The following is a 21,506-nucleotide window of genomic DNA, read 5'->3' on the forward strand; positions in this document are numbered from 1 at the left end:
TGGTCCCAGGCATGGCCTGGGACCACTGCTGTTGATTGGTAGAGCGTTGCTCGATCAGCGAACACATGGCGTCTTCGACGCGTTGCAAGGTATCGCGTCGCAAAAAGGGGAAGCGCTCTTTCAAGAGCTGGGCAAACTTGATCGCGTCGATTTGGGCGGCTTCTTCGTGTCTCATAACTCCAAGAAGCCGCCTTTCGCCGTCCCAGATGACAACCAAATGCTCAAATGTCAAAAATGCTGTTCAGGACGCTATTGAAATCGAGTTGTCCGGTACTGAAATGTTCTCCTTGGCAACACCATCAACTACTCTGCTTCGTTGGAGAAATCCAACCTTTTATTTTTGGTTGGTGTTTTGAACAGCTTTGCCGCCGACTGGGTTATGCGGCAAAAAATTTCCTCCCACGTCAACATGTTTTATTTCAACCAACTTCCTGTTCCGCGCCTCACCGCTGCTGACCCCGATTTTCAACCCATCGTTCAGGCGGCGGCGCGGCTCATCTGCACCGCGCCGGAATTCGATGACCTGGCAAAAGCGGCGGGCCTGCGCGGATCATTGGACGGCGTGACCGATGAAGCGGGCCGGGCCGCCCTGCGCGCCGAACTCGACGGGCGCGTGGCCCACCTGTACGGCCTGACTGAAGCCGAGTTCACCCACATCCTGGCAACGTTCCCCCTGGTGGCGCAGGAGGTCAAGGACGCGGCGCTGGCGGCCTTCCGTGACCTCGCCCCGCCGGAAGGGGACCCGGAACTGGTGCGTCTGGTGGGGGGCGGCGAAACAGACCGCGTGGAGTTCAAATCGTCCATGCGCGTGCCGGTGGACGGCAGCCCGCCCAGCAAGGAACTGACGGCGGTGCTGGAAGCCGTGATCGTCAAGGAAGTGGCCGCCTTCCTGAACGCCCAAGGCGGCACGCTGTTGATCGGCGTAAACGACGCCGGACGCGGGCTGGGCCTGGCCCCCGACTACGCTTCCTCTAACAAGATCGGGGACCGGGACGGTTTTGAGCGGCATCTGCGCGGGGTGGTGGGTACGGCGCTGGGGCAAACGGTGGCGGCGGCGCTGGCCGTGTCCTTCCCGACGCTGGACGGCCTGGAAATCTGCCGCGTGGAAATTCCAGCGGGCGCGGAAGAAACGTTTGTGTTGGTCACGGACCGGGGCGGCCAGAAACGCGAGGCGCTGTACGTCCGCATGGGCAACAAGGCCGAAGAGATCCCCGGGGGGCGCGAGATGACCAAGTACGTCCGCACGCGCTGGGCTTGAAGACCCTTGCCCCCTCCCATCTGCGAAGAAAAGAGAGGGGGCAAGATATGCAGCCGATATTCAAAATCCACGTCAAAAACAGCCATTTTCGCCAACTTGGCTGTCAATGGCTGTCAGGCTTTTGCACCTCTGGGGACAACAAATGAAAAAACCCGCGCTAGGCGGGTCTTTTCTGGTGGGCGGTATAGGACTTGAACCTACGACCTCTCGCGTGTGAAGCGAATGCTCTACCACTGAGCTAACCGCCCGAACCGTTGTGCATGATCGTGCTTTGGTGGGCCTTGCCGGATTTGAACCGGCAACCAATCGGTTATGAGCCGACTGCTCTAACCGTTGAGCTAAAGGCCCGCAGCCTCTGGCACTTTCCTTCCAAACTGCCACGGGTGCGGCGGGTCTTCAGGCGAGGGGAAGTGTAGCAACGGCCCCGCAGCTTGTCAAACCCGCGCGGGCCTGTGGGGGGTGCGGGCAGGTACAGTAGCAGCCATGCGTGTTGTTCATGTGGCTTCGGAAGTGTTTCCGTTCTCGCGTTCGGGTGGGCTGGGCGACGTGCTGGGCGTCCTGCCAGAAGTGCTGGCGGGCCTGGGCGCGCAGACCACCCCATCCATGCAAGTCACCGTGGTCTCGCCATGGTACGGCTCGCTGGCGGGGCAGCCCACCGAACTGTGGCGCGGCGTGCTGCCGGAACTGACCTCCGGCCCCGCCCCGATCTTCGAGGTCCGGGTGGGCGAGATCGTTCGCAGCGGCGTGCAGTATCTGTTTATCGATCTGCCAGAGTTTGACCGTCCAGGGCTGTATTTCGACGACGACGTCCACCGCTTCTGCCTGTTCGGGCGCACGGTGCTGTCGGTACTGCACCAGATCGGGGTGGTATCGGACGTGGTCCACGGACATGACTGGCAATCGGGGCTGGTGGTGGCCTACGCGCATCTGGCCGGATTAAAGACCGTGTTCTCGGTGCACAACCTGCAATACCAGGGCCGCTGGAACATCGAAGAGGCCGCGCGCTGGACGGGCCTGCCGCAGTGGACGCTGGGGCCGGACGCGCTGGAGTATCACGGCGACCTGAACCTGATGAAGGCGGGCCTGACCTTTGCGGACGCCGTGACCACCGTCAGCCCCACCTATGCCCAGGAAATCACCACCCCCGAATACGGCGAGGGCCTCCAGGGTCTGCTGGTCCGCCTGACCATCGAGGGCCGTCTGAGCGGCATCCTGAACGGGCTGGACCAGGAGCGCTGGAACCCGCGCACCGACCCGGACGTGCCGCAGTTTGGGGACCCGGCGGGCAAGGCGGCGGCCACCGCCCTGCTGCGGCAGGAATTTGGGCTGGACGACGCGCCGATCCTGGGTGTGGTCAGCCGACTGGCCGATCAGAAGGGGATCGATCTGCTGATCGAGGCGCTGCCCGAGCTGACGCAGGACTGGAACGTGGTGGTGCTGGGCGGCGGCGATCCGCTGCTGAGCGCCGCGCTCTCCGGCTGGGCGCAGCACCCACGCGTGGCCTTTGCTGGCGGCCTGAACGAACCGCTGGCGCACCGCATCTACGCCGGGGCCGACATCTTCGCCATGCCCAGCCGCTTCGAGCCGTGCGGTCTGTCGCAGATGATCTCCATGCGCTACGGCACGCTGCCGGTGGTGCGCCTGACCGGGGGGCTGGTGGACACGGTGCCCGCCGACATCGGCTTCCGCTTTGCTGATGCCACCCCACAGGCCCTGAGCGCCGCCTGCGCCGATGCCCGGGCCGAGTATGACCGCCCGGACGCGTGGCACGCCCGCATGGAACGCGCGATGGCGCTGGACTTTAGCTGGCAGGGTCCAGCGGCGCAGTACATGGCCCTGTACAGGCGACTGAGCCGGTGAGCCTCGAGATTCAAGCTCTGCCGCCCGCCGAACTGCTGCCTGCATTCGCGGCCCTGTACGGCGCGTCCCCGGAGGACCTGACCTGGATGGCCGACGCCTGCACGGCGGGTTTTGTCGCGCTGGGTGACGGGGAGGAACTGCTGGGCGCAATCGGTACCCGGCCCAGCCCGCAGCACGGCGCGGAACTGGTGGGCGGCGTGTTTCCTGGCCCGCAGCGCGACGGGGTGGCGCTGGCCCTGGTCCGGGCAGCCCATGAGGCAGTGGGACGGGTTTACGTGTTTGCCGAGGGCTACCTCTTCCCCCCCGAGGCGCTGCTGGCCGCCGGGCTGCGCGAGGTGGGCGCGTACCGCCGCCTGAGCGGGCGCGTGCCGTACCGCCATGTGGACCCGCCTGCTGGTGTGCCGTTGCTGCCGTTGGCTGAAGTCTCTGATCCCGAAACCCGCCTGCAAGCCCTGCGAACCTACGAGGACCGCGTCGGCCACCACGCCGTAGCTCCCGAGGCAGCGGCAGACGGAGCGGGCGGCTTCGACTCGCACCTCAGCGTGATCGCGCTGGACGACACGGGGCGCGGTGTGGGCGTGTGCCGCGCGGCCATCGAGGACGGCGAGGCACGGATAGACTCGCCCGGCGTGGCCTCCGAGTGGCGGCATACCCATTTGCGCGCCGCGCTGCTGAATGAGGTCAACACCCGGCTGCGCGCCACTGGCATTACGCGGGTGAACGTGGATTCCTGGGGAGACACGGCGGAGGAACTGGCCCACGATCTCAAGCTGGGGCTGGGCGTGATGGAGGAAACACCGATTCTGGCGCTGGGTTAAGAGACACGCCGTCTTCCCCACATCCCTGCCCGCTGGCCTGCTAGCATTCCGCCCGTGACTCTGGCTGTCGTCCTCGTTTCCCCCAAGACCCCCGGCAATATCGGATCGGCGGCCCGCGCCATGCTGAATATGGGCGCGAAAGACCTGCGGCTGGTGGCCCCGCGCTGCAACCATCTGGATTCGGGGGCGGTGGCGATGGCCGTCCACGCGGCGGACCTGTTGCGCGGGGCGACGATTTACCCCACATTGCGCGAGGCATTGGCGGACCGCGACCTGAGCGTGGGCACCAGCGCCCGCATCCGCTCTGATTTGCCGCAGCCGCAGCATCCGGCGCAGATCCGGCCCTTTGTGCGCGCGGCCACCGCCCCGGCCCTGGTCTTCGGCCCGGAGGAATCCGGCCTGACCAACGCGGACTTGGAACAGTGCCAGATGACGGTCCGCATCCCCACCGGGGATTACGCCAGCCTGAATCTGGCGCAGGCCGTGCTGCTGGTCTGCTACGAGTTCCTGCAAGGCCAGGACGAACCGCTGGACCGCACCCGCAAGACCGCCACCCGCGAGGAAATGGAGGCCATGTACGGCCACCTGCACGACACCATGCACCTGATCGGCTACACCGACGCCGTGCGCGCGCGCCATACCCTGCGCCTGTGGCGCGCCCTGCTGGACCGCGCGTTAATGAACAGCGCCGAGAGCCGCCTGTTCCGGGGCCTGCTGCGGCAGGTACAGTGGAAGGTGGAGGACGCGGCGAAACGCGGCACCACAGAACCGAGGCCAGGGCAGGAAATCGAGGCGCAGAATCAGGACTGAGCGGGCTGGAATCTCAAACTGATTTAGAGTTCAGCGATTCCAGCCACGCCACCGCCCCTGAAGCGTCCAGTAACCTCGCGCCGCGTTCGGGGGGAAACCAGGCCAGCAGCTTCGCCTGTGCCCCCGCGTCGGCCTGAGCATCTGCCCCAAAAATAACCTTGTGATCGCCGTCCAGCAGGTGAAGTAATCCCAGCACGGGCAACTCCAGCACGGTCCCAACCGTCACGGCTGGTCCCAGCCACACCGCATCGATCTCCGCGCCGTCGGCGGGATTCAGGGTGCCGGGCAGACAGCCGTAGTTGACTGGGGCGGCGTGAGGCTCGGTTCGCAGCGGCTCAAGCCCACCTTCGCGCCACACGAAACGTTCGCGCGTTCCCGCCGCCCATTCCACCACACCCCGGTAAGAGGCAGAAATCAGGGCAGAACCTCGTACAGTTCCACCTGCCGCATCACCGCGCCGCCGAAGGACAGCACGGCGCGGTATGCGCCCTCATCGGGGGCGGTCAATTTGAAGGTCGCCGTGCGCTGGCTGGCATCCAGATACACGCTGTCACTGCCTATAGCGCGGGTGCTGTCGAACCACTTGACGCTCAGAAAGCCCGGCTCGAAGCGGCCATCCACGGTGGCAGTCACGGTCAGTTGATCGCCGTCACGCCTGAGACTGGCCTCGGTGACGCGCACGGGCAGATTCGGGGCCACCACCGGGGGCAACAGCGGCACGAAGTTATAGCGGCACCCGCCGAGGCCCAGGATCAGCGGAAAGGCCAGCGCGCACAGCAGGGCGGGACGCAGAAAAGCGGGCATGGCGGCATGCTAGAGCCTTCAGGTGTGAATGCGGCAATGCCAGCGGGGGAGCGCCCTGTCTCCCCCTGTCTCCCCTCCTGCACTCTGTAGGTTCATGCCGTGCCCGACAGCTTCTCATCTCTCCGCTGACATTTCAGAAGAGACGGCGGCAGGAGGCCGTGTCCTGATAGATATGTCCAGGCAGGGTTTACCAGCTCTTTGGATCGCTCTCCAGTTCCTCTGCCAGCAGCCACAACTGGCGGCCCTGCCCGGCAGCGTCGCGCTGGGCGTCGAGCATCACGCCCTCCAGCTCGCCGCTCAGGCGGGGGTGGCGTTTGCGGAAATGCTCGAAGTCGCACAGCAGCAGCCCCAGCTTGGCGGGCCGCGCCTCGGGGTCAGTCAGCACGTCGTACAGCGCGTCCCAGTTGCGCCCGAAGTTGTCGGTCAGCGCCAGTCCGCGCAGCATGGCCAGCATCAGCGAGTCCTTGTCGTGAACATCCGAGAAGGCGACTTCGCGCAGGGCCACCTGATACCCGGCGGCCAGGATGCGCGGATCGTGTGGGGCCTTCTGAATGCCGACTGGGGCCTGATCGAACACCTGGATCACGGGCGAATCCTCCTGAAGCTGGCGTAGTGATCGGCGGTGTAGTAGCACTCGGCGGTGCTGGTCACCGGCTGGCCGCCGCACACGATGCGCCGCGCGCCCCGGTCACTCTCGCCGGGGGTGGGGACGGTGTATTCGCGGTAATAACCACTGCCTTGCCGGGGCAGGATGCGCTCGCGGTTGCCGAAGGTCGTGCCGTCCTTGCTGTACCGAAATCTTTCCCCCCTGGAGATGGTCCGCAGAAGCTGCGTGCCCTCGCGCGGCAGTTCACTGGTACCAACCCAGCGCAGGCCACTCTGGGGGTCACGGCTGGAGGCTGACGGGGCCTGCTGGGCCGGAGGCCGTGTCTGCTGGGTCTGGCTCTGTTGATTCTGGTGCTGCGCCGTGTCCTGACCCCCGGCGGGCAGATCGCACGCGGCGAGGAAGGCAGCCAGCAAGGGTGTCAGGAGGAGGGCGCGCAGCTTCACGTCCCTCACTCTAGAGCGCCCGTGCGTCCAGCCAGATGAGGAGCTTGGGCATCACCCCCCGCAAACCCTTGTAACTCTGTTGCTCGGGCGTCATGGTCCGCAGCGCCGCCGCCAGCGCACGGGCGTAAGCAGGCGTCTGCACCACCACTTCCAGCGGGTACAGATAGGGCCGGATGGTGAACAGCGCCCCGTGTGCCGCCGGAAAGCCAGTCAGTGTCTGCCGCTCCACCCGCACGAATGCCGTGTCGGGATCAAATGGGGCCTCCGCCTCCACGGTACTGGAATGATGGTCCAGCCGATCATCCGGCGCGACACCCCAGGCGAAGCGCACGAAGGGTCCGCGCCCGATCACCGCGTCCACCAGCCGGGGTGCGGTGGCGTTCATGGGGCCGCTGCCCGCCACCGGAACATGCACCGCCACAAAGTCCCGTCCCAGCTTGTCACGGGGGTCCCAGCGCTCCGGCGACAGCACATGCGTGGCCGCCAGCCAGTCACGTCCGGTCTGCGGGTCACGCGCGATGACTGCCAGGTCTTCGGAGGCGTTCAGACCCAGAAAATCCAATGCGCCCGTGGGCTGCAAATCACCGCGCAACCCGGCCAGCGGCGCGTCAAAGCGGCGCAGGTCTTCCATACCTCCCTGGCGCAGGTCCAGCCGCGCTTCCCAGCCCAGCAGGGCATTGCGGAAGGTCTGCCCGTCCCAAACCATCGCCCCGCCGCTTTCCGCAGCAAGGGTCCGCGCCGTGAATTCCAGCGCCGCCGCGCGCAAGTCGGGCGACAGGTTCGCCTCGCCCGCGTACTCGTGCAACGCCCGGCGGTGGGCCGCCCACTTGCTGACCACAAAACGCTCGTAATCGCCCTCCAGCGCGAAGGTGTGCGTTTCTACCGCGCCGTCCTCGCGCCAGGGGATCGGCTGCACGCCCAGCCGGAACAGCCCCGCCGAAACCGTGTAGACGCCGTTCAGGAAGGGGCGGTAGATGGTGGGCGCGGGCATGGAGAAATTGTGGCAGATGGAGGGTAGCCACCCTCTCACCTTCCAATTCTGGAAACGCGTCCGCGTTAGCCTGCTTGCATGCCTGAACGTCCCCGGCGACTGCGCCGCACCCCCGCCCTGCGCGCCCTGACCCGCGAAGTCCACCTCAGCCCGGCGCACTTTATCTACCCGGTCTTCGTCCACGAATTGCCGGACGAGTCGCCCATCGCCTCCATGCCAGGCGTCAGCCGCCACAGCATCGGCGGCGCGGTGGCCCAAGCGCGTGAGGCGCTACGGCTGGGGGTGCCCAGCATCATTCTCTTCGGCATTCCTGACCATAAGGACGCACACGGCAGCGGCGCGTATGCCGAAGGCGGCATCATCCAGCGCGCCACGCGGGCCATTAAGGTGGCAGTGCCGGAAATGACCGTCATGGCCGACACCTGCCTGTGCGAGTACACCGATCACGGCCACTGCGGCCCGCTGTGCGAGGTGCCCGGCCAGAGCGGGGCCGAAGCGTGGACGGTGGACAATGACCGCAGCCTGGAACTGCTGGCCCTGACTGCCGTTTCCCAGGCCCGCGCTGGAGCCGACGTGGTGGCCCCCAGCGCCATGATGGACGGTCAGGTGGGGGCCATCCGTGCGGCACTGGACGCGGCAGGCTTTACAGACATTCCGATCATGAGCTATGCGGTCAAGTACGCCAGCGCGTATTACGGCCCCTTCCGTGACGCGGCAGGCAGCACCCCCAGCGTGGGCAACCGCGCCACCTACCAGATGGACCCGGCGGGCGGCCACCGCGAGGCGCTGCGTGAGGCAAGACTGGACGCCGAGCAGGGCGCGGACACACTGATGGTCAAGCCCGCGCTGGCTTACCTGGACGTGGTTCGCTTGCTGCGCGACAACTTTGATCTGCCGCTGGTGGCCTACAACGTCAGTGGCGAATATTCGCTGGTCAAGGCCGCCGCGCAACTGGGCTTCATGGACGAGCGCCGCACCGTGCTGGAAAACCTGACCGCCATGCGCCGGGCCGGGGCCGACGCGATCATCACCTACCACGCGCTGGACGCCGCCCGCTGGCTGCGTGAAGACGTGTTGCAGGAAGACGCGCTGCGGCCCGTGATGCCCGTGCCTGTCATAGCTGGGCAAGACACCGCACCGGAGAATGGGGCGTGAGCCATTCCTCTCCTCCCGGCAGCCCGAAGCCTGAAAACTCCATCCGCGTGGACTGGATTCCCACTGGGATGTGGCCCGGACGGCTCGGCCTGACCTTCGCCCCCGGCAAGAAGGGCCGCAGCGTGATCCAGAAGGGCGTGACGCATGACCGCGATGTTCACGAGGACATGCAGACCCTGGCAGCAGACGGCGTTCAGGTGCTGGCCCCCCTGATCGAGGATTTCGAGTTCGACATGCTGGGCATGGACGGCTACCACGCCGCCGCCGATCTGAACAATCTGGAGATCAAGGCTTACGCCATCCCCGATCAGCACGCCCCCGGCAAGCGCGCAGATTTTGCCGCCTTCATCGACGAACTGATGACTGATCTGCTCGACGGGCGCGGCGTGGTGGTCCACTGCCGGGGCGGACTGGGGCGCGCGGGACTGGCCGCCTCCTGCCTGCTGGTGCAGGGCGGCATGACGGCGGACCGGGCCATCGAACTGGTCCGGGCCACCCGTGACCGCAAGGCCATCGAAACGAGGGAGCAGGTGCAGTTCGTTCACGACTTCGCCGACTCACTGCCCGTCTCGAACCGTTCCTGAGATCTGCGCCGCATTCCGCACCGCAGGGTGAGCGCCCCCGACATTCAGGCTCATGGCCCCGTCAGGCCCGGCGCATACACTGAGAACACCATGAAACTGACTCCTCTCCTCCTCTGTGCCGCCTTCGCGGGTGTGCTGGCCTCCTGCGCCCCCACCGTCACTGGCCCGCAGGTGGGCCGCATCGTCAACAGCGTCACCGGGCAGGAGGGAACGGTCAGCTTCACGCGCGGCACGCTGCAACCGCGTCTGGGCGATCCCTTCAGCGCCGACAACGCCACCATCCGTATCGGCGGCCAGACCTACAGCGGGCGCACCGCCATCCTGAACGGCGGCACCACCAGCCCCCTGCCCGCTGGCCTGGGTGTCAGCCTGTCGCTGGGCGGCACGGCGGCTGTCGGCAGCAATGCTGCTGTGGGCATCGGCACCCGCGTGGATACCCCTCGCCCACGCGCCGCCGTGACCCGCAACGGCAACCTGATCGCCCGCACCGCCACTGCCCCAACGTTGACCCTGACCTGCACCATCACCGTGGACGAGTCCGAACACGGCATCGGCGAATGCACCGGCAACGACGGCGTGAAATACGCCCTGCAATTCTGAGCTGCAAATTTTGAGTCAGGACCGCCCGGTCATCGTCTGCCTGTGCGGCAGCGTGCGCTTCCTGAAGGAATTTGATGCGGCCTCCCTGGCGGAAACGCTGGCGGGCCGCATGGTATTGAGCGTCGGCAGCCACCTCCGCTCCGACGCTGAGATTTTTACCGGGCTGACGGGGGAAGAGAAGCAAGCCGCGCTGGAACGGCTGGCCGAACTCCACCACCGCAAGATTGATCTGGCCGACGAGATTCTGGTCGTCAATGTGGGCGGCTACGTGGGCGAAACCACCCAGACAGAAATCGAATATGCACGCGGGCAGGGCAAAAGGATTCGCTGGCTCGAACCGCAAAAAGCAGGGCGCGGAAAGCCATAGCCTCCGCGCCCTTCCCTGAGCTTTTGCTTACGCCTGCTGGTACATCACCGCGCGCTTGACTTCCTCGATCAGTTGCGTGATCGGAATATCGCGCGGGCAGGCTTCCGTGCAGTTGTAGGCTGTGCGGCAGCGCCACACGCCCGTGTTCTGATTCATGATGTTCAGCCGCTGCTGGGTGGCCTCGTCACGGCTGTCGAAGATGAAGCGGTGCGCCTGGACAATCGCGGCGGGTCCCAGGTAAGAGCCGTTGACCCAGAAGATCGGGCAACTGGTGGTGCAGGCCGCGCACAGGATGCAGTTGCTGGAGTGGGCCATGCGCTCGGCCTCTTCCTCGGACTGGATGCGCTCGGCGGCGGGGGCCGGGGACTCGTTGATGAAGTACGGCATGATCGCCTTGTAGGAGTCGAAGAACGGCTCCATGTCCACCAGCAGGTCCTTTTCCACCTTCAGGCCACGGATCGGCTCGACGGTGATGGTCCCGCCGTCCTTGGCCACGTCGCGCACCAGCGTTTTGCAGGCCAGGCGGTTGCGCCCGTTGATCAGCATGGCGTCGCTGCCGCAGATGCCGTGCATGCACGAGCGGCGGAAGGTCAGGCTCTGATCCTGATACCACTTGACCTCGTTGATCACGTCAAGGACGCGGTCCCCGGCCTGGGCCTCGACTTCGTAGGTTTCCCAGTGCGCCTTGCGGTCCTTCTCGGGATCGAAGCGCAGAATCTTGACTTTGATGTGCAGCATCGGCAGCGCCTGCTTGGCAGCGGCGGGAGCGGTGCTGGTCTCGTGTTGCATTTGGGTCATCGAATTTCCTCCGGGGACCGGCTGGCCTGCTCGCCCGTCCCCACTGTGCTGGATCAGTACACGCGGGCTTTGGGCTCGAAGGCGCGGGTGAATCCCTTCAGCGCCACGTCTTTGTAGCCCATCAGGACCTTGCCGGGATTGTCCAGATCCTTGTAGGCCATGCTGTGCTTGAGCCAGTTGACGTCGTCGCGGGTGCCGTAGTCGGCGCGGTCATGCGCCCCGCGCGACTCGGTGCGGTTCAGGGCGCTGGCGGTCATGGCCTCGGCGCAGTCCAGCATGAACCCCAGTTCCATCACCTCGATCAGTTCGGAGTTGTAGCGCAGGCTGGGATCAGCCACGTTCACGTCCTGATAGCGGGCCTTGAGTTCCTTGATGATCTCGACCTGCGCTTCCATGTCGGGGCCGTTGCGGAAGATGCCCACGTTGTTCATCATGGATTCCTGCATTTCCTTGCGGATCAATGCCGGGTTTTCCTTGCCGCTGCCGCTCTTCAGGCCGTCGAACAGGTCCTTAGTCTCACGCTGGGGATCGTCGGGCAAGTCGGGGAACTCCACCTGACGGGCGTACTGCGCGGCGTAGATGCCGGCGCGGCGGCCAAAGACCACCAGATCGCCCAGGCTGTTGGTGCCCAGACGGTTGGCACCGTGCAGCGACACGCACGCCTGCTCGCCCGCCGCGTACAGCCCCTCGATACTGCCGCCGTTGCCATCGCTCAGGCACAGGCCATTGAGGTCCGTGGGAATGCCGCCCATCGCGTAGTGCGCCGTGGGCTGCACCGGCACCAGATCCTTGACCGGGTCCATGCCCAGGTAGGTGCGTGCCAGATCGGTGATCTCGGCCAGCTTGCCCTCAATGACCTCGCGCGGCAGGTGGGTCAGGTCGATGTTGACGGCGTCGCCGTCGCGGCCCACGCCCCGGCCCTCGCGGATCTCGCTGATGATGCTGCGCGACACGATGTCACGCGGCGCGAGGTCCTTGATGGTGGGTGCGTAGCGTTCCATGAAGCGCTCGCCGTTGACGTTGCGCAGAATGCCGCCCTCGCCGCGAATGCCCTCGGTGACCAGAATGCCCAGCTTGGCGAGGCCGGTGGGGTGGAACTGGTAGAACTCCATGTCCTCCAGCGGCAGGCCCTTGCGGTAGTAGATGCTCATCAGGTCGCCGGTCAGGGTCAGGGCGTTACTTGTGATCTTAAAGATGCGCCCGTAGCCGCCCGCCGCCAGAATGACGGCCTTGGCATGGAAGGTGTGGGTCTCGCCGGTGGAGAGTTCGTAGGCCACCACGCCCCGGCAGCGGCCATCCTCGATCAGCAGGTCGGTGACGTGAAATTCGTTGAAGAACTTGGTGCCTTCCTTGACGTTCTGCTGGTACAGCGTTTGAAGGATCATGTGGCCAGTGCGGTCCTTGGCGTAGCAACTGCGTTCCACAGCGGCTTTACCAAATTCGCGGGTGTGGCCGCCGAACTTGCGCTGGGCGATCTTGCCGTCCGGGGTGCGCGAGAAGGGCAGGCCCATGTGTTCCAGCTCGTACACGGCGTCGATGATGTCCTTAGAGAACACCTCGGCGGCGTCCTGATCGGCCAGATAATCGCCGCCCTTGACGGTATCGAACATGTGCCATTCCCAGTGGTCCTCGGCGACATTGCCGAGAGCTGCGCCGATGCCGCCCTGCGCCGCGCCGGTGTGCGAGCGGGTGGGGTACAGCTTGGAGATACACGCCACCGAGACATTGCCCTTGGCCGCGTACAGGGCAGCCATCAGTCCCGCGCCGCCTGCGCCGATTACCAGTACGTCATAACGATGTTGCATGGTTGCTTACGTCCTTTGGCCTGCCCAGAAAAATTCGGGCGGCCTGATCGAAATCAGATGGAGAACAGTCCGATGGTCCCGAAGGCGAAGACCATGCCCACCACCGTGTAGAACACGCCCTTGACCCAGGCCCGGTTGGGGCGGCTGCGAATGTAATCCTCGATGGAATACCGCGCCCCGTTGGTGCCGTGCATCAGCGCCAGCGCCAGGATCAACCAGTCGTAGAACTTCCACGCCGGGTTGGCCAGCTTGCCCACCACCGCCGTGAAGGTGGCGTCGGACTCAGAGACCTGGATAAAGGTCATGTAGATGTGGCCCAGCACCAGAAACATCAGGATCAGGCCGCTGATGCGCATGAAGATCCACCAGTTCAGCTCGGCGTTGCTGTGGGACTGCGTCTTGGCGTCGATGAAAGTTCTTGCGCGGATCATCCTAGTACCCTCCCAGCAGGCGCGGCAGCAATGTCCAGGCGGCGTACAGCCCGCTGATCACGGTCACAACCATCACGCCGTACCACATCTGGCGCTGGTAGGCCACGCCCGCCCCGGTAAAGTCCATCACGACGATGCGCAGGCCGTTGAAGGAGTGGTACACCACGGCAGCCGTGATGAAGACCAGCCCGATACGGAAAAAAGAGATGTCATAGATCTCGTGAATGGTCATATAGAACCGCTCACCGAAGATGAATGAGCCGATGCTGAAGACGTGAATCAGTAGATAAGCCAGGATCGCGATTCCCGACAGGCGGTGCAGCAAGAATGCCCATTGCCCCTCTCTTCCCTTGTACATTCGTTCCTCCCCAGGTTGCCCGTGGGCCTTTTCAACCTGAACCCACAGCCCGGACTTCTTCTCAGCCCGTAGTTTAAGGCGGACATTTTGCCGTGTGGGTAACCATCATGACCGTTTCTATTCGGTGATTTTCAACCTCCCCAGAATAACACCCGCCCCCATGTCTGACGTCCCGGTTCGGCCCACGGCTGTCCAGCAGAGCTGTCACCCGCCGGGGAATCACCCAGCAAGCAGCAGCCCCCGCGCAGAGGCGGCCCACGGCCACGGCACACACGCGCTACTCTGGGCCGCATGAGCGATGCCAATCCTTTCAAGACCCCCGAGCAGGAGGCCGAATTCACGCGCAAGCTGGTGCTGGGCCTGCTGAGTACCCTGGAAACCAAGGGCCTGCTGAGTTCGCCCGAGCTGGATTCGATCCTGCGGGCCGCCCGGCTGGCCGCGTACCCGGTGGCCCCGGCCCACAATGCCGGTCCGGCTGGCCCCGGCACCCGCTGGGTTAAGCCCGGCGAGCCGGCCAGGGAGATGGACCGCAGCACACCCATTGGTATTCCAGATGTGCGGGCCGGTGGCAAGGACGGCAAGGAAAACCCGCTGATGATCGATATGGAACTGGACTGACGCTGAATAGAAACTGACAAGGGGCCACCGCGATCAATCTTGCGTGGCCCCATAAATTTGACGAAGATTGAATTGAGTGGAAAGACGGAGGTTGAGGTTGGTGGGAATCAGCGCAAAGTGGTCAGAAAACTAATATCCACGCCTTCACCGGGACTGAAATCGGAGGTCAACGCGGCTATTCCGCCGCCAGCGAGTGTCACGGCCCGGTTGGTATTGCCCAGTGGAATGTTAGTGAACCTGTTGCCATCCAGATCAAGCCGTCCAATGCCGTTGCTGTAAAAACTCCACAGGAGCGTTAGACTTTTTCGGTCAAAGCCGATCAGGGTGCCTGGATTTGTATCGTTGAAGATGGTGACTGTGCCGTTGGCATTCAGCCGTTGCAGAGGCCCATTCTCAGTGAAATACACGGTTCCGCTGTCATCCAGTGCCACGCTGCTGAGAACATTGTTCAGGTTGAGCCTGGTCACTTCACCTGTCACCGCATTGATCTTGAGTGCGCCAGCGGAATATTGAGGACGGTACAGCATCCACCGCCCACTGTTGCTGCGGAAGAACTGTCCGCCAGAGCCATACGCCTGAACTGCGTCCACACTTTCGAGAGCGCCCGTGGCCGGTGTCCAGCGGGCCAGCCGAAACTGGTAGCCGCTTCCAGCATAGGTACTCTGGATGAACACGACCCGGCCCAGATGATCCACCGCCCCAGAAGCCACGCCGTCCGGTGCAACCGCAGTCGGAACAGCACCCTGATCGGTCACCACCCACGTCATGCCTGAGCCCAGCGCAAGAACCGGCCCGTCTGGCAAGCTGAGAAGTTGGTAAACAGGGCCTGTCACCGCAATAGCGGCGGTATCTTTGCCACCCACGACATGCCTGAGCGTCGTCGTAAAGCCGCCAACGTCATATTTATCGCGGGCCACCCAGATTCCCGCGTCGCCCGACGCCAGGCCCGCCTGACTGATATACCCGAGCGCCACACGGCTTGGGCGAACGGTCAGACGCACGGGTGGACCGTCACCGTCTGGCCGGGCACTGTCCGGTGAAGTCACCTGTACGCTGCTGGTCCCCAGATCAGCGTCTGTGGCAACGACGAGCGGTATCTTCAATGTGGTTGACTCCATCGGCCTGACCTGAACGGAAACCGGTGCCGCTGTCACGCCTTCAGGCAAACCAGTCAGCTTCAGAGTCGTCGCGCCCTGAAACCCGAACGCGCTGCTGACCAGGACTTCAATAGCGCCAGTTCCCCCCTGATAAACCGCAACTTCGTTATAGGCATTGACGATAGACACCGCAACGGACGGTTTGGGGACTTCCAGGTTCAGGCTGGCACTGGCAATGCGCCCCTCACCCCGCGCCGTGATGGTGACCGGGGTCACCCCCGGCTTGAGCGAGGCATCACTGGTCAGGGTCAGGCTGGCGGTGGCGGGCCTGTCGCTGGTGACACTGACGGTCTTGGACGTCGCTTTTACGCCAACTGGCAAATTCTCGGCAGTGACCGTTACCGCGCCGCCAAATCCCATCACGCTGGTCAGAACGAAGGGAATTTCCACGGTGCTGCTGCGGCCCAGCGTCAGGGGAGAAGTGTAGACGTAGAGGTCGATGCCAGGGCGGCGAACCGTGATCCTGCCGTCACCGCCCCCCAGCGATTGAGCGCCAGCGTCCTTGACCAGCACCCTGAAAGCCTGATCGGTCAAATTCTCTGTGCCGGTATAGCTGAATTTCAATCTGGTTGTCAGTTTCTGCGGCTGTATCGCTAACCCTGCCAGACGGGCGGGCGGTGCATTCAGGGCCTGAGCCGCAATTCTGGGCAGAGGAGTGAGCGTGACCGTGGAGGGTTCGACGCTCAGGCCCGCAAGATTCGTGGACAGGTTGACTGTGCCGGAATAGTTGCCCACTTGGATCAGATCGGCGTCCACCGTGATGGATTGATCGCTGTTGAAATTGAGTGTAGCGGGCTGGAGATATACCGAGACTTTTGGCGACGCAGGGATGAAAGTCAATTCTGCGCGGTTGCCTGCCGCCGCGTTCCGAATGGTGATGGCCTTGTCTTCTACAGAGCGGACCAGGGTGTTCCAGCCCTTGACGACCTTCAGATCGTTTTTCTCAGTAAATACAGTGCCGCTGGCAGTTGTCAGGACACACTCGCCCTTGAATGTAAATGGCCGATCTGAATACAGACGGTAGATCAAGGCGTTGGGCAGCGTCGTGTCCGGGCCTGCCACCACCTTTTCCACCACCGTCCCAATCAGGTCACCCTGAGGGCTGTAGGCGTTCAGGCTCAGGCTGTCCAACACGCGGGCGCTGGGATCGCTGTTGTCTCCGCTGCATCCTTTGACGTAGAAGTTGTCGGCCAGATCAGGGCCGCTGGGCGTCAGTCGGGACAGATCAAGGGTCAGAAGCGTGTTTGTGACGGCGGCTTCGCCAAAGAGGGGATTTTGTGGATTGGAGCCGATCAGAAAGGCGCTGCCTATCTGAAGATCGGTCCCCACGATCTTGCCCGAGATCAGCGTGTTGCTGACTGCCGTTCCAGCCGCACCGGACGACCTGTATTCCACCGTCACGCTCTTATTGCTGTCCAGCGTCACGTTCTGAACTTGTGACGTGGCGTAACCACCAACCGCGCCACCCTGAACACTCAACAAGCTCCCGGCGGCCAGATCGCCGAAGGTCTTGCTCCCCGTTAGAGGGCCGTCAAAAAGGGTGGCCTTGCTGGTGGTGTTGGTCACCTTGACCGGGGCGTTGGGCACGCCCGTGACATTCACGGTAAGTGCGAACCTGGAAGAGGGCGCGGGAGTGGAATCTCCACCACCTCCGCCACAGGAGGCGAGAAGGGCTGTCAGACCGAGAAAAGCCGGGGGAAGTAGATGTCTCTTCATAAATCTTCAGAATTTTAATATTCCATCTGCCCGCTGAGATGTGGAATTTTGCCCTCTCTGTGGGTCACCCCACCGTTCATTAAGATTGAAGTACGGAAAATTCAGTAGATTCCGCGCCACCGACAGGCCAGCACCCCTGCACTATTCTCAGCTCTAATGTCCCCGCCGCCCCCACTCCAGATCATCCAGACGCCCGACGGCTCGCGCACGGCCCACAACCTGCGCTTTGGCGAGACATACGGTTCCAGGCACGGCGCACACACCCAGGCGCGGCATGTCTTCGTGGAGGGCACGCGCACTGACGCGCATCCGGCCCCACGGGTGCTGGAAATCGGTTTTGGTCTGGGCGTCAATTTCCGGGCCACGCTGGCAGACGCGGCGGCGCGCGGCGTGGGGCTGGACTACGTGGCCTACGAATTTGACCCGGCCCCCGCCGAACTGCTGCGCGCAGTTTCGGAGAACGAGGTGGGCGCAGAGCATCCGGCCTGGCAACAGGTCCTGCAATGCTGGCCGCACGTCCCGTTCGAGATCGAAGCCGAAAACGTGCGCCTGACCGTTCATTTTGCAGATGTCCTCAGTGTCGATCTGCCGCAGGACTGGGCCACTGCACTGTATCTGGACGGCTTCTCGCCCACGCGCAACCCGGAGGTCTGGACGCCGGACTTCATCTCGCGGCTGGCGGCAACCCTCGCGCCGGGCGGCGTGCTGGCCACCTACAGCGCCGCCGGGCATGTGCGCCGCGCCCTGGCCGCAGCGGGGCTGAACGTGGAACGCAGACCCGGAGCGCCGGGCAAACGGGAATGCCTGCGGGCCGTGCGGTGACCCGGACTCTGGTGATCGGCGGCGGCATCGCTGGAGCGTCTGTTGCCTATTTCCTCTCCAGACTGGGCGCACAGGTCACAGTCATCGATGCGGGACTCCACGCGGCCAGTTCGGTGCCGTCTGCCCTGATCAACCCGGTGCGCGGCCAGTCGGGCGGCGTGGACGCGCGGGCGCTGGAGGGAATGCGGCTGACCTGGGAACTACTCCGCGAGTTGGAGGCGGCAGGTTTTGGCGTCCCGCACGGTCAAACGGGGATGCTGCGCCCTGTCCCCGACGATAAAGCCCGCGCCCGCTTCGAGCGCAACCTCCCGCCCAAATTGCTGCACCGCTGGCTGAGCCGGGACGCTCTGCCCGTGCCGCTGCCTCCCGCCTGGGCACACGCCCTGTGGCTGCCGGAAGGCGGCTGGGTGGACGGCGCGGCCTTCACGCGGGCCTTGCTGGAGGCTTCAGGCGCAGCCGTAATCCGGGGGCAGGTGCCAAGCTGGACGGCCCATTCGGCCACGTTGCGGGGGGGGGACGGCCCCACTCTCGCCAGCTTTCACGCCGTCATTCACTGCGGCGGCTCCATCGGCTCCGGCTGGGCGGGCGAGAACCGAACACAGCGCATGGGCACATTGCTCACGCTGGACCGGGCGGCGGCAGACGTGCCCCTGAGTTTCGGCGCGTATCTGGCTCCGTCCGCGCAGGGCGGTGTGCTGGGCGCGACCTACGAAACCCCGGCGCAGGGATGGCGGGCACCGGCGTTGCCGCTGGCCTCGCTGGGCTGGCTGCTGGGCAAGGGTGAGGCGCTGGCAGACCTGAGCGGCGTGAGCGTGACCGGGCGCTGGACCGGTTCTCGCCTCTCCGGGCTGAAGACTGGGCGGGGTGAGGACGGCGTGTGGCACCTGTCGGGCCTGAGCAGCAAAGGCTTTTTGCTGGGGCCGCTGCTGGCGCGCGAGCTGGCAGCGCAGGTTGTGCAAGCCGGCAGATAGGGTGTCAAAGGAAGATTCCCGCGCTTTGCCGTCACACGCCCGGTAACGCACTTCACAAAGGACGGCTCTGAACTAGACTGTCTGTTATGGCGAAATACCGCATCTGTTCTATCGAGGGCGACGGCATCGGGCACGAAGTCATCCCCGCCACCCGCCGTCTGCTGGACGCCGCCGGCTTCAGCGCCGAGTACGTGGACGCCGAGGCCGGGTACGAGTACTACCTGGACCACGGCACCAGCGTTCCGCAGGCCACCTACGACGCGGTGGAAAACACCGACGCCACACTGTTCGGCGCGGCCACCAGCCCCACCGGGGAAAAACCCCCTGGCTTTTCCGGCGCGATCCGGCATCTGCGCCAGAAGTACGGGTTGTACGCCAATGTGCGCCCCACCAAGACCCGCCCGGTTCCCGGCGCGTACGAGAACGTCGATCTGGTGATCGTGCGCGAGAACACCCAGGGCCTGTACGTGGAGCAGGAACGGCGTTACGGCGACGTGGCGATTGCCGACACGGTGATTACGGGCGAGGCCAGCCTGCGGATCGGCAAATACGCCGCCGAACTGGCCATGAAACGGGGCAAGAGATTGACCGTGGTGCATAAGGCCAACGTGCTGCCCGTGACGCAGGGCCTGTTCCTGAACACCATTCTGGACCACACCAGAAGCGTCGAGGGCCTGAACACCAGCACCATGATCGTGGACAACGCCGCCATGCAACTGGTCCGCAACCCGCGCCAGTTTGACGTGATGGTCATGACCAACATGTTCGGCGACATCCTCAGCGATCTTGCCGCCGGGCTGGTGGGCGGACTGGGCATCGCCGCTAGCGGCAACGTGGGCGACAAGTTCGGCATCTTCGAGTCGGTCCACGGCAGTGCCCCGGATATTGCCGGGCAGGGCGTCAGCAACCCCACCGCCACCATGCTGGCCGCCGTGCTGATGCTGGACGAGTTGGGCGATCACGAGACGGCCAGGCGCATCGACAACGCCGTGAACAAGGTGCTGACCGAAGGTCCGCGCACCCGCGATCTGGGCGGCACGGCAGGCACGAAAGAGTTTACAGACGCGGTGATTGCGGCCCTGTAAACCGTTCAGTGACCTTTTGAAGTAATGGGGCGGGTGGGTGCATCTGGAACGCACCCTGAACCTGCCAGAGCCATCGTCGCCACGAATACACGAATAGAGGTGGGGCGCGGTGCCTGAAACTCGGAGCGTGGCGTCACATTGAGGCCCATCAGCCCCGCGCAGCAATCCGGCCTTCTGGCGAAAGGTGCGTGGCGGGCGCGGCGTTGTCGCCGTGCAGAGTTGTCGGGACACTGTCAGTCACGACGTCACAACCTACCCAGGCCACCTCAAGTTCGAGAAGTTGCGCCCGCTGGATGTCACGCAGATGCTGGTCAGGACGCGTGGCATTCACGCTGCGGACATATATCCGTTTTTACGACGACCAGCGAAAGGAAGCAGTCTTTGGTCTGAACGATCTTTTTCCGCAGGCTGCGGGCGTTGCCAACTGAAGCTCGTCTATCCCGTGGTGACAACCTGGCTCTCCTGAACATTCTAGACGAGAGAGCAAAAAAGAAAGCCCCGCGCCAGGCGGGGGTTTTTCTTGGAGCCAGTGATCCGGGTTGAACGGACGACCTACTGATTACGAATCAGTTGCTCTACCACTGAGCTACACTGGCCTGCTTTTCTTGCACAAGGCTCAGGGAGTATAGGCACGCCGCCCTGGAGTGTCAAGGCAGATGCGCTTCCCGGAGCAACCGCATCCCGCCTATGCTGTCCAACATGAACCAGCCGCCGCCCCATCCCTTCCAGACGGTTCACGGCATGCCCCAGCCGCTGGACTGGCTGTGCCTGGCCCCCCACCCCGACGACGCCGAGATCGGCGCGGGCGGCACGCTGATCCGGCTGGCGCAGGCTGGGCGCGCGGTGGGCATTCTGGAACTCTCGCGCGGGGAACGGGGCACGCAGGGCACGCCGGAAGTGCGGGTGGCCGAGTGCGCGCGGGCCGCCGCCATCATGGGTCTGCACTGGCGCGGCAATCTGGGCCTGAACGACGGCGAATTGACCGACAACCACAGCGCCGCGCACGCCCTGGCCGCCGCCCTGCGCGCCGTGCGCCCGCGCGTGCTGCTGGTGCCCCACCACAAGGACCGGCACCCGGACCACTTCGGCACCTACCATCTGGCGCGGCGGGCCGTGCATCTGGCGCAGCTCCGCAAGGCCGATCTGGACGGCGAGCCGTGGCGCATTGCCAGAACGCTGCTGTACCAGGGCAACGCGGACATTCAACCCGGTCTGCTGATCGACGTGGGCGGCGTGCAACAGGAGTGGGAAGCCGCCGTCCGCGCCCACGACAGCCAGTTTTCGGGGGCAGCCATTTCTGAGACGGTCACGCCCGAGATCATCGACCGCCGCCGCGCACGCCAGAGCTACTGGGGCACGCTGGCGCGCGTGCGCTACGCCGAAGCCTTCGAGGCCGAGGACCCGCTGCTGCTGGACCCGTTGGCGTTATAGGGGTGGCTGAGGGCGGA

At 64.6% G+C, this 21,506-nt stretch carries 24 protein-coding genes and 3 tRNA genes; 13 read left to right on the top strand and 14 right to left on the bottom strand.

Translation table 11 applies throughout. From position 1 onward, the window contains the following. Positions 1–409: 409 nt before the first annotated feature. Positions 410–1,258, top strand: coding sequence for an AlbA family DNA-binding domain-containing protein (locus Q319_RS0107970; protein ID WP_162178629.1), 849 nt, complete (start codon positions 410–412; stop codon positions 1,256–1,258). A 173-nt stretch (positions 1,259–1,431) separates the two neighbouring features. Here the strand turns inward: Q319_RS0107970 and Q319_RS0107975 are convergent. Together Q319_RS0107975 and Q319_RS0107980 are read right to left on the bottom strand one after the other, a co-directional pair. After that, positions 1,432–1,506 (bottom strand) — tRNA-Val (locus Q319_RS0107975). A gap of 24 nt (positions 1,507–1,530) precedes the next feature. Continuing rightward, a tRNA-Ile gene (locus Q319_RS0107980) sits at positions 1,531–1,606 on the bottom strand. Positions 1,607–1,741: 135 nt separating this feature from the next. On the opposite strand from Q319_RS0107980, the gene Q319_RS0107985 reads away from it, so the two are divergent. Genes Q319_RS0107985 through Q319_RS0107995 form a run of 3 tightly spaced genes read left to right on the top strand, consistent with a single transcriptional unit; the run spans position 1,742 to position 4,746 of the window. After that, positions 1,742–3,118, top strand: a complete 1,377-nt coding sequence (locus Q319_RS0107985) for a glycogen synthase (RefSeq protein WP_029481692.1) — start codon at positions 1,742–1,744, stop codon at positions 3,116–3,118. Beyond that, positions 3,115–3,936 (top strand): hypothetical protein, encoded by an 822-nt coding sequence (locus tag Q319_RS0107990; protein WP_029481694.1) that lies wholly within the window; start codon positions 3,115–3,117, stop codon positions 3,934–3,936. Before Q319_RS0107985 ends, Q319_RS0107990 begins: the two co-directional genes overlap by 4 nt. Before the next feature lie 54 nt (positions 3,937–3,990). Then, positions 3,991–4,746 (top strand): RNA methyltransferase, encoded by a 756-nt coding sequence (locus tag Q319_RS0107995; protein WP_029481696.1) that lies wholly within the window; start codon positions 3,991–3,993, stop codon positions 4,744–4,746. A gap of 13 nt (positions 4,747–4,759) precedes the next feature. On the opposite strand, the gene Q319_RS0108000 is transcribed toward Q319_RS0107995, so the two are convergent. From Q319_RS0108000 to Q319_RS0108020, 5 genes are all read right to left on the bottom strand, one after another. Then, positions 4,760–5,137: an inorganic diphosphatase gene (locus tag Q319_RS0108000; RefSeq protein ID WP_081845947.1), complete on the bottom strand. Its 378-nt coding sequence runs from the start codon at positions 5,135–5,137 to the stop codon at positions 4,760–4,762. A gap of 23 nt (positions 5,138–5,160) precedes the next feature. After that, positions 5,161–5,550, bottom strand: coding sequence for a hypothetical protein (locus Q319_RS0108005; protein WP_029481700.1), 390 nt, complete (start codon positions 5,548–5,550; stop codon positions 5,161–5,163). A gap of 187 nt (positions 5,551–5,737) precedes the next feature. After that, positions 5,738–6,136, bottom strand: a complete 399-nt coding sequence (locus Q319_RS0108010) for a barstar family protein (RefSeq protein WP_029481702.1) — start codon at positions 6,134–6,136, stop codon at positions 5,738–5,740. Next, a complete protein-coding gene (locus Q319_RS0108015) occupies positions 6,133–6,600 on the bottom strand; it encodes a guanyl-specific ribonuclease (RefSeq protein ID WP_342667884.1) in 468 nt (155 codons plus the stop codon). The genes Q319_RS0108010 and Q319_RS0108015 overlap by 4 nt, the downstream gene beginning before the upstream one ends. Positions 6,601–6,610: 10 nt before the next feature. Further along, positions 6,611–7,591, bottom strand: coding sequence for a heme-dependent oxidative N-demethylase subunit alpha family protein (locus Q319_RS0108020; protein WP_029481710.1), 981 nt, complete (start codon positions 7,589–7,591; stop codon positions 6,611–6,613). A 78-nt stretch (positions 7,592–7,669) separates the two neighbouring features. Here Q319_RS0108020 and hemB point away from each other — a divergent pair, with 78 nt between their 5' ends. From hemB to Q319_RS0108040, 4 genes are all read left to right on the top strand, one after another. Then, positions 7,670–8,746, top strand: coding sequence for a porphobilinogen synthase (hemB, locus tag Q319_RS0108025; RefSeq protein ID WP_081845944.1), 1,077 nt, complete (start codon positions 7,670–7,672; stop codon positions 8,744–8,746). Next, positions 8,743–9,330 carry a cyclin-dependent kinase inhibitor 3 family protein gene (locus tag Q319_RS0108030; protein ID WP_245619045.1) on the top strand — a complete coding sequence of 196 codons (588 nt, stop codon included), beginning with the start codon at positions 8,743–8,745 and terminating at the stop codon, positions 9,328–9,330. Before hemB ends, Q319_RS0108030 begins: the two co-directional genes overlap by 4 nt. A gap of 90 nt (positions 9,331–9,420) precedes the next feature. Beyond that, complete coding sequence (locus tag Q319_RS0108035) at positions 9,421–9,930, top strand: hypothetical protein (protein WP_029481716.1); 510 nt, start codon at positions 9,421–9,423, stop codon at positions 9,928–9,930. A gap of 10 nt (positions 9,931–9,940) precedes the next feature. Continuing rightward, a complete protein-coding gene (locus Q319_RS0108040) occupies positions 9,941–10,297 on the top strand; it encodes a hypothetical protein (RefSeq protein WP_029481717.1) in 357 nt (118 codons plus the stop codon). Between the two features lie 27 nt (positions 10,298–10,324). Here the strand turns inward: Q319_RS0108040 and Q319_RS0108045 are convergent, their stop codons facing one another. From Q319_RS0108045 to sdhC, 4 genes are read right to left on the bottom strand one after another with little or no spacing between them, the layout of a single operon-like run. After that, positions 10,325–11,095, bottom strand: coding sequence for a succinate dehydrogenase iron-sulfur subunit (locus tag Q319_RS0108045; protein WP_029481722.1), 771 nt, complete (start codon positions 11,093–11,095; stop codon positions 10,325–10,327). Positions 11,096–11,148: 53 nt separating this feature from the next. Then, the gene (gene sdhA, locus Q319_RS0108050; RefSeq protein ID WP_029481723.1) at positions 11,149–12,900 is read right to left on the bottom strand and encodes a succinate dehydrogenase flavoprotein subunit; all 1,752 of its coding nucleotides are present in this window, start codon (positions 12,898–12,900) and stop codon (positions 11,149–11,151) included. Between the two features lie 53 nt (positions 12,901–12,953). Further along, on the bottom strand, positions 12,954–13,331 hold the full coding sequence (locus Q319_RS0108055) for a succinate dehydrogenase hydrophobic membrane anchor subunit (RefSeq protein ID WP_029481724.1): 378 nt from the start codon (positions 13,329–13,331) through the stop codon (positions 12,954–12,956). 1 nt (position 13,332) lies between these two features. Then, a complete protein-coding gene (sdhC, locus tag Q319_RS0108060) occupies positions 13,333–13,689 on the bottom strand; it encodes a succinate dehydrogenase, cytochrome b556 subunit (RefSeq protein WP_029481727.1) in 357 nt (118 codons plus the stop codon). Between the two features lie 291 nt (positions 13,690–13,980). Here sdhC and Q319_RS28215 point away from each other — a divergent pair, with 291 nt between their 5' ends. Then, positions 13,981–14,307 (top strand): hypothetical protein, encoded by a 327-nt coding sequence (locus tag Q319_RS28215; protein ID WP_034414284.1) that lies wholly within the window; start codon positions 13,981–13,983, stop codon positions 14,305–14,307. 107 nt (positions 14,308–14,414) lie between these two features. On the opposite strand, the gene Q319_RS0108070 is transcribed toward Q319_RS28215, so the two are convergent. Beyond that, positions 14,415–17,066 (bottom strand): hypothetical protein, encoded by a 2,652-nt coding sequence (locus tag Q319_RS0108070; protein WP_029481729.1) that lies wholly within the window; start codon positions 17,064–17,066, stop codon positions 14,415–14,417. 270 nt (positions 17,067–17,336) lie between these two features. Between Q319_RS0108070 and mnmC2 the strand changes: the two genes are divergently transcribed. From mnmC2 to Q319_RS0108085, 3 genes are all read left to right on the top strand, one after another. Further along, positions 17,337–18,002: a tRNA (5-methylaminomethyl-2-thiouridine)(34)-methyltransferase MnmC2 gene (mnmC2, locus tag Q319_RS0108075; protein WP_029481730.1), complete on the top strand. Its 666-nt coding sequence runs from the start codon at positions 17,337–17,339 to the stop codon at positions 18,000–18,002. After that, a complete protein-coding gene (locus Q319_RS0108080) occupies positions 17,981–18,973 on the top strand; it encodes an FAD-dependent oxidoreductase (protein ID WP_029481731.1) in 993 nt (330 codons plus the stop codon). The genes mnmC2 and Q319_RS0108080 overlap by 22 nt, the downstream gene beginning before the upstream one ends. 86 nt (positions 18,974–19,059) lie before the next feature. Continuing rightward, positions 19,060–20,058, top strand: a complete 999-nt coding sequence (locus tag Q319_RS0108085) for an isocitrate/isopropylmalate dehydrogenase family protein (protein ID WP_029481733.1) — start codon at positions 19,060–19,062, stop codon at positions 20,056–20,058. 148 nt (positions 20,059–20,206) lie between these two features. On the opposite strand, the gene Q319_RS26950 is transcribed toward Q319_RS0108085, so the two are convergent. Both Q319_RS26950 and Q319_RS0108095 read right to left on the bottom strand, forming a co-directional pair. Continuing rightward, the gene (locus Q319_RS26950; protein WP_156039235.1) at positions 20,207–20,389 is read right to left on the bottom strand and encodes a hypothetical protein; all 183 of its coding nucleotides are present in this window, start codon (positions 20,387–20,389) and stop codon (positions 20,207–20,209) included. Between the two features lie 190 nt (positions 20,390–20,579). Beyond that, positions 20,580–20,654, bottom strand: a tRNA-Thr gene (locus Q319_RS0108095). Positions 20,655–20,757: 103 nt separating this feature from the next. On the opposite strand from Q319_RS0108095, the gene bshB1 reads away from it, so the two are divergent. Next, entirely contained in the window at positions 20,758–21,489 is a 732-nt protein-coding gene (bshB1, locus tag Q319_RS0108100; protein WP_034414299.1) for a bacillithiol biosynthesis deacetylase BshB1, read from the top strand. The last annotated feature ends 17 nt before the right edge of the window (positions 21,490–21,506 follow it).

It is taken from the genome of Deinococcus marmoris DSM 12784 (genome assembly GCF_000701405.1).
Taxonomy (GTDB): domain Bacteria; phylum Deinococcota; class Deinococci; order Deinococcales; family Deinococcaceae; genus Deinococcus; species Deinococcus marmoris.